Source organism: Streptomyces sp. NPDC104313, from assembly GCF_055583985.1.
In genome coordinates this window covers 26,492-39,461 of the sequence record NZ_JBVJMW010000010.1, presented here as the reverse complement: position 1 = coordinate 39,461, position 12,970 = coordinate 26,492, and the positions used below count along the sequence as shown (strand labels likewise).

The window sequence follows — 12,970 nt, the reverse complement described above, 5'->3', positions numbered from 1 at the left end:
GACGGATTCCCGCGGGAGTTCCCGCGCGGAGCCCTGAAGCTGATCCCCGGCCCTCGATGTCATCCCGATCGTCACCGACCCCTCTGGAGCGGACCGTTGAGAATCGCCCTGCACACCCGGGTCCGCGCGGACCGTGTCGCCGCGTACGAGCAGGCGCACCGCGAGGTGCCCCCCGAACTGACCCGGGCGATACGGGAGGCCGGCTGCACGTCCTGGACGATCTGGCGCAGCGGAACGGACCTCTTCCACCTGCTCGACTGCGCGGACTACGCGCGGCTCCTGGCCGAACTGGAGGAGCTGCCGGTCAACGTGGAGTGGCAGGCGCGCATGGCCGACCTCCTGGAGGTCGTGCACGACTACTCCGACGCGGGCGCCGACGCGGGCCTGCCCGTGGTGTGGCAGCTTTGAGCGGGCCGCTCCTCGTCGACGCGCACCAGCACCTGTGGGACCTCTCCGTGCGCGACCAGGACTGGATCACCGGTCCCGCGCTCGCCCCGCTGCGCCGTAACTTCGCGGAGGACGACCTGCGGGCCGAGACCGACGCGGCCGGGGTGACGGCCACCGTGCTCGTGCAGACCGTGACCGGGGCCGGGGAGACCCCGGAGATGCTGGCGGTGGCAGACGGCGGCGGGGTGGTCGCCGGGGTGGTGGGCTGGACCGACCTGACGGCCCGCGGCGTCGCGGACGCCCTGGCCGCACTGCGTCGGCTGCCGGGCGGCGACCGGCTGGTGGGAATCCGGCACCAGGTCCAGTCGGAGCCGGACCCCGAGTGGCTGCTCCGCCCCGATGTGGGACGCGGCCTCGCGGCGGTGGCCGACGCCGGTCTCGTCCACGAACTGGTGATCCTCCCGCACCAGTTGCCGGCGGCGGTCTCCGTCGCGACGGCGCTGCCGGGGCTGACCTTCGTCCTCGACCACGCGGCGAAGCCGCCCGTCGCCTCCGGGGAGCTCGAACCCTGGGCGGCCCGGCTGCGCGCCTTCGCGACGCTGCCCAACACCGTCTGCAAGCTCTCGGGCCTGGTCACCGAGGCCGACTGGCGGACCTGGACCGTGGGCGACCTGCGCCCGTACGTCGACGTTCTGCTCGACGCGTTCGGCCCGTACCGGCTGATGTTCGGCTCCGACTGGCCCGTCTGCACACTCGCGGCCTCCTACGGCCGGGTCCTCACGACGGCCCGTCTGCTGACCGGGGCACTGAGCCCGTCGGAGCGGGCGGCGGTGTTCGGCGGCACGGCCGTGGACACGTACGGGCTGCCCACGCCCGGGGCGTGAGCCCGGCGTCGGCGGTCGGGCGGAGGCCCGGTCCGCAGGACGCCGGGCCGGGGCGCACCGCAGGGGGCGTGAGCGCGTCGGGGCAGTGCCCCCTGCACCATCCTTCGCGCCCTGCCGGGTGTCGTGCGGCGCGGCCAGGATGAGCCGACCGCACAAGATCCCGGCTGCTCCGCGCACCCGCCGTTCGGCGGGTGACCACGCGGTGGAAGGAATCCACGTTGCTGCTTCTCATCTCCCCGGACGGTGTCGAGGAAGCTCTCGCGTGCGCGAAGGTGGCGGAACACCTCGACATCATCGATGTCAAGAAGCCCGACGAGGGCTCGCTCGGTGCGAACTTCCCCTGGGTCATCAGGGAGATCCGTGAAGCGGTCCCGGCGGACAAGCCGGTGTCCGCCACGGTCGGGGACGTACCGTACAAGCCCGGCACGGTGGCCCAGGCGGCGCTGGGCGCGGCTGTCTCCGGAGCCACCTACATCAAGGTCGGTCTCTACGGCTGCACGACCCCCGACCAGGCCATCGACGTCATGCGCGGAGTCGTCCGGGCCGTGAAGGACTTCCGGCCCGACGCGTTCGTCGTCGCCTCGGGCTACGCCGACGCCCACCGGATCGGCTGCGTCAACCCGCTCGCGCTGCCCGACATCGCCCGCCGTTCCGGCTCCGACGCGGCCATGCTCGACACCGCGATCAAGGACGGGACCCGGCTGTTCGACCATGTGTCGCCCGAGACCTGCGCGGAGTTCGTGCGGCTGGCCCACGAGGCCGGCCTGCTCGCCGCCCTCGCGGGCAGCGTCAAGGCGGCGGACCTCGCCACGCTGACCCGTATCGGGACCGACATCGTGGGCGTGCGCGGGGCGGTCTGCGAGGGGGGCGACCGCGACACCGGGAGGATCCAGCCGCGGCTGGTGGCCGCGTTCCGGGCGGAGATGGACCGGCACGCCCGGGAGTTCGTGGCCACCCCGGCCGCGAGCTGACCGCCGGCGTGGAGCCACAGCTGCGCCGCCCCGGTCCCGCACCCCGCGGTGAGCGTTTCACCGTCCTCGATCCGGCGACGGGCGAGCCGTTCGACGAGGTTCCCGACCAGCGGGCGAAGGAGTTGGACGCGGTGGTCGGCCGCGCCCACGAGGCCTGGCCGAGCTGGCGGGCCGACCCTGCCGCGCGCACCACCGCCCTGCTCGCGTCGGCCGACGCGGTGGAGGCGGCCGGGGCGGACCTCGCTCCCCTGCTCACCCGTGAGCAGGGCAAACCGCTGGCCGAGTCATACGCGGAGATCGCCCGCACCGCGGCCCGCCTGCGTTACTTCGCCGAGTGCGTCCCCGAGCCCCGTACGATCACGGACGGCCGGGCGGTGCACAGCGAGATCCGCTGGCGGTCGCTCGGGCCCGTCGCCGCCATCGTTCCGTGGAACTTCCCGCTCCAGCTCGCCTCCGCGAAGTTCGCGCCCGCGCTCGCGGCGGGCAACACGGTGGTGCTCAAACCCTCCCCGTTCACGCCGCTGTCCACCCGGCTGCTGGGATCCGTCCTGTCCGCCGCCCTCCCCGAGGGCGTGCTGACGGTCGTCACCGGGCGTGAACCGCTCGGTGCCTGCCTCGCGTCGCACCCGGGGATCCGCCATGTGACCTTCACCGGTTCGGTCACCGCCGGGCGGGCCGTCGCGGCGGGGGCGGCGTCCGGTCTCGCCCGGGTCACCCTGGAGCTGGGCGGCAACGACGCCGCCATTCTGCTGGACGACGTGGATGTGGAGCGGATCGCGGAGCGGCTGTTCTGGGCGGCGTTCCGCAACTGCGGGCAGGTCTGCATGGCGGTCAAGCGCGTCTACGCCCCGGCCCGGCTCCACTCCCAGGTGGTCGACGCCCTCGCGGAACGCGCGAAGAGCGTGGTCGTCGGAGCCGGTCTCGACCGGGCCACGGAGCTGGGGCCCCTCAACAACGCCGCCCAGCTGGCCCGAGTGGAGCGCTACACGGCCCGGGCCCTGGCGGACGGGGCCCGGGCCGTGACAGGTGGCCACCGGCTGGACCGGCCGGGCTACTTCTACGCCCCGACCGTCCTGGCCGATGTCCGGTCCGGCAGCCTGGTCGTGACGGAGGAGCAGTTCGGACCGGTCCTTCCGGTGCTGCCGTACGGAAGCCTCGATGAAGCCGTCGAGGCGGCCAACGCCACCCGCTTCGGACTTGGCGGCTCGGTATGGGGGACCGACCTGGACCGGGCCGGGGCGGTCGCCGACCGGCTGGAGTGCGGGACTGCGTGGATCAACCACCACGCCGAGCTTTCTCTGGCCCAGCCGTTCGCCGGTGTCAAGGAGAGCGGACTCGGCGTCGCGGGCGGGCCGTGGGGGCTGTACGGGAACCTGAGGCCGTTCGTCGTCCACCGTCCCCGGGAGGTCTGACGATGAGGTTCGGCGCGGCGGTACTCCGCTCGTACGAGGCCCCGTTCACCGTCGAGGAGGTGATCCTGGGCGCGGGGCCGGCCGACGGCGAGATCCTCGTCCGGATCGCGGGCTGCGGGCTGTGCCGGACCGACCTCGCCGTCCGGCGCTCGGCGGGCCGCTCGCCGCTTCCGGCGGTCCTCGGCCACGAGGGGGCCGGGGTGGTGGTGGAGACAGGTGGCCCGGACACCGGTCTGAGGCCCGGCGACCATGTCGTGCTGAGCTTCGACTCCTGCGGGCGGTGCCGGAGCTGCCTGGGCGGGGCCCCCGCCCACTGCGACCGGTTCGCCGCGCTCAACCTCTTCGGCGGAGGTGCCGAGAACGCGGCCCGGTTCACCGACGGGGCCGGGGAAACGCCGGCCCCCCGGTGGTTCGGCCAGTCCTCGTTCGCCGAGTACGCGATGGTTGCGGCCCGCAACGCCGTCCGGGTCGACGCCTCCCTGCCCCTCGAACTGCTCGGCCCGCTCGGCTGCGGCTTCCTCACCGGAGCCGGTGCGGTCCTCAACACCTTCGGCGTCGGCCCCGGCGACACCGTCGCGGTCTTCGGCGCCGGAGCGGTGGGCCTGGCCGCGGTCATGGCGGCCACCGCCGCCGGGGCCCTCGTCGTGGCGGTCGACAGGCACCCCGAACGACTGGCCCAGGCCGAGCGGTTCCGCGCGGTCCCGCTGGACGCCGCCTCGGCCGGCCTTCCCGACCGCGTCCAACGGCTGACCGGCGGCGGCGCTCAGTACGCCCTGGACACCACGGGTTCCGCCCGGTTGATCAACGACGCCCTCCGGGCGCTGCGCCCGACCGGCCACCTGGGCCTGGTGGCACGGCTGCACACCCATCTGCCGCTCGAACCGGGGACGCTCGACCGGGGCCGGAAGATCTCCCACATCTGTGAGGGGGACGCGGTGCCGGGGCTGCTGATCCCCCGGCTGGCCGGGCTGTGGCAGGCCGGGCGGTTCCCCTTCGACCAGCTGATCCGTACGTACCCGCTCGCCGACATCAACGAGGCGGAACGCGACTGCGACGCGGGCCGTGTGGTGAAGCCGGTCCTCATTCCGTAGGACAGCACGTGCGTTCCGGAAGGGACCTGTGGGATTCCGGCGGGGCACGTGGATTCCGGCGGGGCTCGGAACGTCCCGTGACCGAGGCGTTCTTCGTGCCGCCGACTCCCCGCCGGCTCTTCCTTCGCACTGCTCGCTGTTCGTTGTCTCCATCAACCCCGAGGGAGTGCACATGGTCGACACGGCGCATCGGAACGACGGTGCGGAGGGGGTGACAGGAGGGATCGGCGTGACGGCTCTCCTGGTCGCCGCCGCGCGGGCCATCGAGACATATCGCCACGACAGCCTGGCGCAGGACGTCTTCGCGGAGCACTTCGTGCTCGGGGCCCCGGCGTCCAAGGGCTGGCCGGTCCACCCGCGGGAGGTCCCGGACGGGGACGACAACCCGCTGTGGGGGCGGTTCGCGCGGTACTTCGGGCTGCGGACGCGGGTCCTCGACGACTTCCTCCTCCGATCGGTGCACGCGGGGAACGCCCGCCAGGTGGTCCTTCTCGGGGCGGGGCTGGACTCACGTGCGTACCGGCTCGCATGGCCTGACGGCTGCGTGGTCTTCGAGATCGACCGGGCGGAGGTCCTGGCGTTCAAGCACCAGGTGCTCGGCGGACTTTCGGCCACCCCGACGGCCGCACGCGTACCGGTCCCGATGGATCTGCGCGCCGACTGGGCCGGCGCCCTGCCCGGCGCCGGCTTCGACCCCGCCGCGCCGAGCGTCTGGCTGGTCGAGGGCCTGCTGTTCTACCTGCCGCCCGCCGCCGAGACGTACCTCATCGACACGGTGGACCGGCTGAGTGCGGGGGGAAGCGCGCTGGCCTTCGAGGTCAAGCTCGACAAGGATCTGTGGGAGTACCGCGACAGCCCGCTCTACACATCCACGCGACAGCAGATAGGCATCGACCTGCTGGACCTGTTCGACAGGAACCCGCGGCCCGACTCCGCGGGTCGGCTGATGGACAAGGGCTGGTCCGCCTCGGTCCGCACCCCCTTCGACTTCACCCGCCTGCACGGACGCGGCCCGCTGCCCGAGCGGACCGACGCGCTGGCGGGCAACCGGTGGGTCTTCGCGGGCAAGCCCCGGCGGTAGTACGCCGGCCCTGGCACCAGCGGCTCCGGCCGGGGGGCCTGAGCGGGTTCGCCGCCCAGGTCCCCCGGGAGTCCCCCACGAGCCGGATCGTCGTCCTGACCACCGCACGCCGTACGGCGCGGACATGCACCGGTACGTCCACGGCGTAGGCGCAGGTACGGCACAGGGCGGCACGCCCACGGCGCGGGGCCGTACGTTCATGGCGTAGAGGGCTGGTGGATCAGCGGAGTCCGGCGAAGAGGTCCTTCTCGGGTACGGCCGCGCCGGTGGCGTCCTGGACGCGTACGAAGGTCTCCGTGCCCATCAGCTCGCCGAACCTCTCCTTGCCCATCTTGAGGAAGAAGATGCTCTCGCCCTGACTGGCGTGCGCGGCCAGCGCGTCGAACTTCTGGCCACTGAACGCGGTGGTGTCCACCCACGTGGTGACCGCCTCGTCGGGGAGGCCGATCTCGGCCATCGCGGCGGACTCGACAGGATCCGGCTCCGGCATGTCCTCGTGAAACTCGCGCAGGGCCTCCCCGAACCGCCGCATCATCGAGTGGGGCATCGTCGTCCAGTACACCTTCGGCGTCAGCTCGGTCATCTCCAGCGCCGCCATGGTGATGCGGTGGGTCTGGATGTGGTCGGGGTGGCCGTAGAAACCGTTCTCGTCGTAGGTCACGACGACATCGGGGCGGTAGTGCCGCATGAGTTCCGCGAGTCGGGCGGCGCCCTTCTCCACCGGGGTCCGCCAGAAGGATCCGGGGGCGTCGTTGCTCGGCCAGCCGATCATTCCGGAGTCGGCGTAGTCCAGCGTCTCCAGATCGCTGACCTCGAGGACCTCGCAGCTCGCCTCCAGCTCCCGACGGCGCATCGAGGCGACGGCCGCCGGATCGTGACCGGGGTCGCCCGGCTTGACACCCCCAGGTCCGTCACCGCAACCACCGTCGGTACACGTCACGAGAACCGTGCGGATGCCTTCCGCCGCGTACCGCGCCAGGACCCCTCCCGTTCCGGTGGCCTCGTCATCGGGGTGGGCGTGCACGGCCATGAGAGTCAGGGGCCGGTCGGTCATGAAGGGTCCTCCCGCGGAGATACGTTGTGGTCCGGGCCGACGGCGGGCGTGCTACCGCGGCCCCAGGGCCCGGATCCCGGCGGGGCGGACGACTCTGCGGCCTCCGTGTTCCCCCGCCCGCACGGCGCCGGTCCCTTGAACGATGCAACCGCGCCGACCGGGCCGGCTGTTCCCGACGCGGCAGGCCTCTTTCCCCGCGTCGGAGTTTCGACACGGTCCGGGCGGCGCACATCACTGAATGAACTTCAGTCGCCTTGTTAGGGTGCCTAATGAATCCATCGACTCCGCAGACTCCGCCAGGTGGTCAAGACGTTCGGCACCGGGGCCGCGTCCCGCGCCGCTTGGACGACGCCGTGGACGAGCACACCCAGGCGTTCGCCGCCTGGGTCGCCGAGGTGCGCCACAGCTCGGCGGTTTCACGGTTGTGCGGCTCGGAGATGGCCGTCCTCACCGCCGTCGCGGCCGCAGGGCCGGCCCTCGTCGACCGCGGATCGCTCGGTGTCGCGAACCTGGTGGCGTTCCTGGTCGTCGCCGTCTCAGTCCGGATCGGCTCATTCGGCTCAGATCGGGCTCGGCTCAGATGGGGTTTCGGCTCAGCTCAGGTTTCGGCGCGCAGGTAGCGGTGTGCGAGGTCGGTGATGTCGGCGATGAGCTCATCGGCCAGCCGGTCGATGTCCTCGGCCTCGTGATGCAACAGCGCATGCGTGGCGCCGTACCAGGCGCTGTAGATGAGATTCGCGGCCATGGCGGGGTTCGGAGCGTCCGCCGGCGGGTTCGGACGCTCGGCGATGAGTCTCCGGAACGCTTCGACATGCGCGTTCTCCGGGCTGACCTGCATCTCCGTCGTGGCGTTGACCGGAGTGTGGCCGTACAGCACATCGTGCAGCTCGGCATGGTCCACATAGGCACGCACCGCGTCGCTGAGCCAGGCGTCCAGGCGTCCGGTCCAGTCATCGGCGGGAAGGCTCCGCACCGCCGCGTCCTGCCGCTCGACCAGTCGATCGATGAAGCGGGCCCGCACCGCGAGCATGAGGTCGCGCTTGGAGCCGAAGTGCAGATAGAAGGTGCCGATCGCGACACCCGCGCGCTCCGTGATCTCATCAATCCGAGCACCGTCGATTCCCCGCTCGACGAACACCCTCTCGGCCGCGTCCATGAGGTCGGCGCGCCGCTCCTCGGCGGGCTTGGTTCGCGGGCGGCCAGGGCTGGATCGGCGCACACTCATTCCACGGATACTACGTGTTCAGCAGGGGCGACATGCTGGCGGGACCGCTCCCCGCCGTCGGCCGCGTATCGGGTCGCCGTGCCGGGAGCAACTCGACCTCGGGCCCGGGTGGAACGCGGAACGGACTCGCCGGGGCCCGAAAGGCGGCGCTTTCCGCGACGGGCACAATGAGCTGTCCGAGCGGCTCCGGCAGTTCGGGCCGCAGCGGCGTCAGGGCATGGGCGGCGGATCGTGTCGGGCCGACGGCCGACAGGACGACTGCGCCGTGCGGTAGCCACCGCCCGGCTGCGATACGGCGCGATCCGCCGGACAGAACCTCAGGAGGGGAAGCGTGACCGAGACCAGTGACACCCGATCAGCCGCCGGTGCGGCGCAAGGGGCGCGGCGGAGCCGACTGCAACGTCTTATGCGCTATGTCCCGCTGATCGCCCCGGTCCTGCTGTGGGCCGTGCCGTGCTGGGTTCTTCTGCATACCGGCCAGCATTGGCCGCTCCCCGTCACCCTGGCCGGCACCGCTCTGTTCGCCCTCGGCCTGGCCGGCATGCCGCTCGCGATGGTGCGCGGCCACGGTCGGCGCCAAGAGGACCGGTCGGCGATCGTCGGTGACACGCTACTGGGCGGTATCTGGGTCCTGTTCACCTGGTCCGTACTGTTCGGCGTCCTGCTGCGGCTCGCCCTGGCCGTGGCCGGCGTGGGTGACGGACAGGACCGGGCGCGCATCGCCACCTGGGCCGTCCTCGGCATCGCCGCCGTGCTGCTCGTCTGGGGGTACGCCGAGGCCCGGCGGGTGCCACGTGTGCGCCGGCTCGACGTGCGACTCCCGCGTCTGGGAGCCGGGTTGGACGGAACCCGAGTCGCCCTGATCACCGACACCCACTACGGTCCGCTCGACCGCGCCCACTGGTCGGCCCGGGTCTGCGAGACGGTGAACACCCTGGAGGCCGACCTGGTCTGCCATACCGGCGACATCGCGGACGGCACGGCCGAACGCCGTCGCGCCCAGGCGGCTCCCCTGGGCACCGTTCAGGCCACTCGGGCCCGTGTCTACGTCACCGGCAACCACGAGTACTACAGCGAGGCCCAGGGCTGGGTCGACCTGATGGACGAGCTGGGCTGGGAGCCGCTGCGCAACCGCCACCTGCTGCTCGAACGCGGCGGTGACACCCTCGTGGTCGCCGGCGTCGACGATGTCACCGCCGAGTCCTCCGGACTGGCGGGCCACCGCGCCTGCCTCGCCGGAGCCCTCCACGGCGCCGACCCCGACCTCCCCGTGCTCCTCCTCGCCCACCAGCCCAAGTTCATCGACCGCGCGGCAGCCCACGGCATCGACCTCCAGCTCTCCGGCCACACCCACGGCGGCCAGATCTGGCCCTTCCACTACCTGGTCCGTCTCGACCAGCCCGCCGTCGCCGGCCTCAGCCGCCACGGTGCTCGCACCTTCCTCTACACCAGCCGCGGCACCGGCTTCTGGGGCCCGCCCTTCCGCGTCTTCGCCCCCAGCGAGATCACCCTGCTCGTGCTCCGCTCCCCACAGCCGTCCGCTTCCTCCTAGGGCGTATCGGGGGCTCCCAGGACCTGTCGGGGGCGTGGATCGGGCCGACGGTCAGGCACAGGCCGGGCACAGGCCGCGGTAGGTGATCTCCACCGAGCCGACGTCGAACCCGAACCGCTCGGCCTCGGGCAGGTCGCCGAGGGCGTCGCCGAGCGGGTGGACGTCGCGGACCGTGCGACAGCCGGAGCACACCAGGTGCTGATGGGGGCAACGCGCGTTCGGGTCGTAGCGTTTGGCCCGGCCCAGGGTGGAGACCTCCAGCACCTCGCCGAGCGTGACGAGCTCTCCCAGCGTGTTGTAGACGGTCGCGCGGGAGATCTCGGGCAGCCTCGCCGCGGCCCGCAGATGTACCTCGTCGGCCGTCAGGTGCACATGGTCGCCATCGAGGACCTCCGCGACGACACGCCGCTGGGAGGTCAACCGCCAGCCACGGCCCCGCAGCCGTCGAAGGAGGTCGCTCATCTCGTCACCTGCTCCGCTTCGCGGGGGGACGCGCGGCCCGGAGGTCCGACGACGCCACGCCCTGGCCATTATCGTTTTAGCGCACTTCTTGACTTGGACGAAGTCCATCGTAGGATCGATCCCGGCGACATCCAAGAGACAAGAGACAGGAAGACTCCGGTTCGGCAGCAGAGAAACGCGGTGGGACACCGCCGGTCGACCGCGCGGCGCCGACCGGGCACCGTCCTCGTCGCACCGCCAGGGACCGTCCGGTCCGGTGGTCCGTGAGACGTCCGGGCGGCCGCGGCGAGACCCGGCGAACATCGTGCCCCTTCTGCACGGACCGAATCCTCCTCCCCCCGTACAGCGCCCCACGACCCACCGGGTCCGGAAGGATTGCCATGACCGAGAACCACGAGTCGCATGTCTTTGATCCCGTCACCCCGGATTCGCCCGAGACGGCCGTCCCCGAGGTGCCCGAGGCGCAGGCGAGCGGCTGCCCCGTGGCCCACGGCCGCGCGCCGCACCCCACGCAGGGCGGCGGAAACCGCCAGTGGTGGCCGGACCGCCTCAACCTGAAGATCCTCGCCAAGAACCCCGCCGTGGCGAACCCGCTCGGCGCGGACTTCGACTACGCGGCCGCGTTCCAGGGGCTCGACCTGCCCGCGGTGAAGCGGGACATCGCCGAGGTGCTGACCACCTCGCAGGACTGGTGGCCGGCCGACTTCGGCAACTACGGACCGCTGATGATCCGGATGGCCTGGCACAGCGCCGGCACGTACCGCATCAGCGACGGCCGCGGTGGCGCGGGCGCCGGACAGCAGCGCTTCGCCCCGCTGAACAGCTGGCCGGACAACGGCAACCTGGACAAGGCCCGCCGTCTGCTGTGGCCGGTCAAGAAGAAGTACGGCCAGGCACTGTCCTGGGCCGACCTGCTGATCCTCACCGGCAACGTCGCCCTGGAGACCATGGGCCTGAAGACCTTCGGCTTCGCCGGCGGCCGCGAGGACGTCTGGGAGTCGGAGGAGGACGTCTACTGGGGCCCGGAGACCACCTGGCTCGACGACGAGCGCTACACCGGCGACCGTGAGCTGGAGAACCCGCTCGGCGCGGTCCAGATGGGCCTGATCTACGTCAACCCCGAGGGCCCCAACGGCAATCCGGACCCGGTCGCGGCCGCCCGCGACATCCGCGAGACCTTCCGCCGGATGGCGATGAACGACGAGGAGACCGTCGCCCTCATCGCCGGTGGCCACACCTTCGGCAAGACGCACGGCGCGGGCCCGGCCGAGAGCGTCGGCGCCGACCCCGAGGGCGCGCCGCTGGAGGAGCAGGGCCTGGGCTGGCGCAACTCCTACGGGACGGGCAAGGGCGGGGACGCCATCACCAGTGGTCTGGAGGTGACCTGGACCAGCACCCCGACCACGTGGGGCAACGAGTTCTTCCACAACCTCTTCGCCTACGAGTACGAGCTGACCACGTCCCCGGCCGGTGCGCACCAGTGGGTCGCCAAGGACGCGGAGGCGACCATCCCGGACGCGCACGACGCGTCGAAGAAGCACAAGCCGCAGATGCTCACCACCGACCTGTCGCTGCGCTTCGACCCGGCCTACGAGGAGATCTCGCGCCGCTTCCACGAGAACCCGGACGCGTTCGCGGACGCCTTCGCGCGCGCCTGGTACAAGCTGACGCACCGCGACCTGGGCCCGATCCAGCGCTACCTGGGCGCCGAGGTGCCTTCCGAGGTGCTGCTGTGGCAGGACCCGCTGCCCGCGCGCACCGCTGAGCCGCTGGACGCCGCGGAGATCGCCGCGCTCAAGGAACAGGTGCTCGCCACGGACCTGACGGTGGCACAGCTCGTCTCGGCCGCCTGGGCGTCGGCCGCGTCCTTCCGCGGCAGCGACAAGCGTGGCGGCGCCAACGGCGCCCGGATCCGTCTTGAGCCGCAGCGCGGCTGGGAGGCCAACGACCCGGACGAGCTGGCCGGGGTCCTGCGGGCTCTGGAAGGCGTCCAGGAGTCCTTCGGCGCCAAGGGCGGCAAGCGGATCTCGCTGGCCGACCTGATCGTCCTCGCGGGCAACTCGGCCGTCGAGCAGGCGGCCAAGGACGCCGGCGTCGAGGTGCGGGTGCCGTTCACCGCGGGCCGGGTCGACGCCACGCAGGACCAGACGGACGTCGAGTCCTTCGCCGCCCTGGAGCCCGCGCACGACGGCTTCCGCAACTACGCGGGCAAGGGCAGCCGGCTGCCCGCCGAGTACCTGCTCCTCGACCGGGCCAACCTGCTGACGCTGAGCGCCCCGGAGACCGCCGTCCTGGTCGGCGGTCTGCGCGTGCTGGGCGCCAATTCCGGCGGCTCGAAGCACGGCGTCCTCACCGACCGCCCGGGCACGCTGACCAACGACTTCTTCGTGAACCTGCTCGACCTGGGCATCACCTGGAAATCGACGTCGTCGGCGCAGGACGAGTTCGAGGCCCGCGACGCGACCGGCGGGGTCAAGTGGACCGGTACCCGCGCGGACCTGGTCTTCGGCTCCAACTCCGAACTCCGTGCCCTCGCCGAGGTGTACGCGAGCGACGACGCTCGGCAGAAGTTCGTGACGGACTTCGTCGCCGCCTGGAGCAAGGTCATGGACCTCGACCGCTACGACCTGGTCTGACCGCGCGGTCGGGGCCCGCCGGCTGCTCGGCGGGCCCCGACCGGGCCGGGTCGCGCCGGCCGACCGGCTGATCCGGGTGGGCCTGGACATCGTGGAGAGCGGCACGGACGCACGGGGGCCCTGCGCGATGGCGGACGCGTCGCTGTGGGGCGATGACAGGTGCGTCTACCGGGTGCGGGGACTGGGTATGCGCGTGGTGTGCCGGGGGCACCGCG

General features: G+C 72.2%; 12 protein-coding genes. 9 read left to right on the top strand and 3 right to left on the bottom strand.

Going from position 1 to position 12,970, the window contains the following annotated elements; genetic code table 11:
- Positions 1–96: 96 nt before the first annotated feature.
- From ACZ60Q_RS23095 to ACZ60Q_RS23070, 6 genes are all read left to right on the top strand, one after another.
- Complete coding sequence (locus tag ACZ60Q_RS23095; protein WP_469637700.1) at positions 97–408, top strand: L-rhamnose mutarotase; 312 nt, start codon at positions 97–99, stop codon at positions 406–408.
- Positions 405–1,271 carry an amidohydrolase family protein gene (locus ACZ60Q_RS23090; RefSeq protein WP_469637697.1) on the top strand — a complete coding sequence of 289 codons (867 nt, stop codon included), beginning with the start codon at positions 405–407 and terminating at the stop codon, positions 1,269–1,271. Before ACZ60Q_RS23095 ends, ACZ60Q_RS23090 begins: the two co-directional genes overlap by 4 nt.
- A gap of 218 nt (positions 1,272–1,489) precedes the next feature.
- Positions 1,490–2,242, top strand: a complete 753-nt coding sequence (locus ACZ60Q_RS23085; RefSeq protein ID WP_469637694.1) for a (5-formylfuran-3-yl)methyl phosphate synthase — start codon at positions 1,490–1,492, stop codon at positions 2,240–2,242.
- An 8-nt stretch (positions 2,243–2,250) separates the two neighbouring features.
- A complete protein-coding gene (locus ACZ60Q_RS23080; protein ID WP_469637691.1) occupies positions 2,251–3,654 on the top strand; it encodes an aldehyde dehydrogenase family protein in 1,404 nt (467 codons plus the stop codon).
- A 2-nt stretch (positions 3,655–3,656) separates the two neighbouring features.
- Complete coding sequence (locus ACZ60Q_RS23075; RefSeq protein ID WP_469637688.1) at positions 3,657–4,745, top strand: NAD(P)-dependent alcohol dehydrogenase; 1,089 nt, start codon at positions 3,657–3,659, stop codon at positions 4,743–4,745.
- Between the two features lie 172 nt (positions 4,746–4,917).
- Complete coding sequence (locus tag ACZ60Q_RS23070) at positions 4,918–5,826, top strand: class I SAM-dependent methyltransferase (RefSeq protein ID WP_469637685.1); 909 nt, start codon at positions 4,918–4,920, stop codon at positions 5,824–5,826.
- A 220-nt stretch (positions 5,827–6,046) separates the two neighbouring features.
- Here ACZ60Q_RS23070 and ACZ60Q_RS23065 read toward each other — a convergent pair whose 3' ends face one another.
- Complete coding sequence (locus tag ACZ60Q_RS23065; protein WP_469637682.1) at positions 6,047–6,880, bottom strand: PIG-L family deacetylase; 834 nt, start codon at positions 6,878–6,880, stop codon at positions 6,047–6,049.
- A gap of 353 nt (positions 6,881–7,233) precedes the next feature.
- On the opposite strand from ACZ60Q_RS23065, the gene ACZ60Q_RS23060 reads away from it, so the two are divergent.
- Complete coding sequence (locus ACZ60Q_RS23060) at positions 7,234–7,500, top strand: hypothetical protein (RefSeq protein ID WP_469637679.1); 267 nt, start codon at positions 7,234–7,236, stop codon at positions 7,498–7,500.
- Here the strand turns inward: ACZ60Q_RS23060 and ACZ60Q_RS23055 are convergent.
- A complete protein-coding gene (locus ACZ60Q_RS23055) occupies positions 7,479–8,105 on the bottom strand; it encodes a TetR/AcrR family transcriptional regulator (RefSeq protein WP_469637676.1) in 627 nt (208 codons plus the stop codon). The two genes, ACZ60Q_RS23060 and ACZ60Q_RS23055, sit on opposite strands and share 22 nt — an antisense overlap.
- Before the next feature lie 331 nt (positions 8,106–8,436).
- On the opposite strand from ACZ60Q_RS23055, the gene ACZ60Q_RS23050 reads away from it, so the two are divergent.
- Complete coding sequence (locus tag ACZ60Q_RS23050; protein WP_469637674.1) at positions 8,437–9,657, top strand: metallophosphoesterase; 1,221 nt, start codon at positions 8,437–8,439, stop codon at positions 9,655–9,657.
- A 51-nt stretch (positions 9,658–9,708) separates the two neighbouring features.
- On the opposite strand, the gene ACZ60Q_RS23045 is transcribed toward ACZ60Q_RS23050, so the two are convergent.
- Positions 9,709–10,119 (bottom strand): Fur family transcriptional regulator, encoded by a 411-nt coding sequence (locus ACZ60Q_RS23045; protein WP_469637671.1) that lies wholly within the window; start codon positions 10,117–10,119, stop codon positions 9,709–9,711.
- 380 nt (positions 10,120–10,499) lie between these two features.
- Between ACZ60Q_RS23045 and katG the strand changes: the two genes are divergently transcribed.
- A complete protein-coding gene (gene katG, locus ACZ60Q_RS23040) occupies positions 10,500–12,755 on the top strand; it encodes a catalase/peroxidase HPI (protein WP_469637668.1) in 2,256 nt (751 codons plus the stop codon).
- The last annotated feature ends 215 nt before the right edge of the window (positions 12,756–12,970 follow it).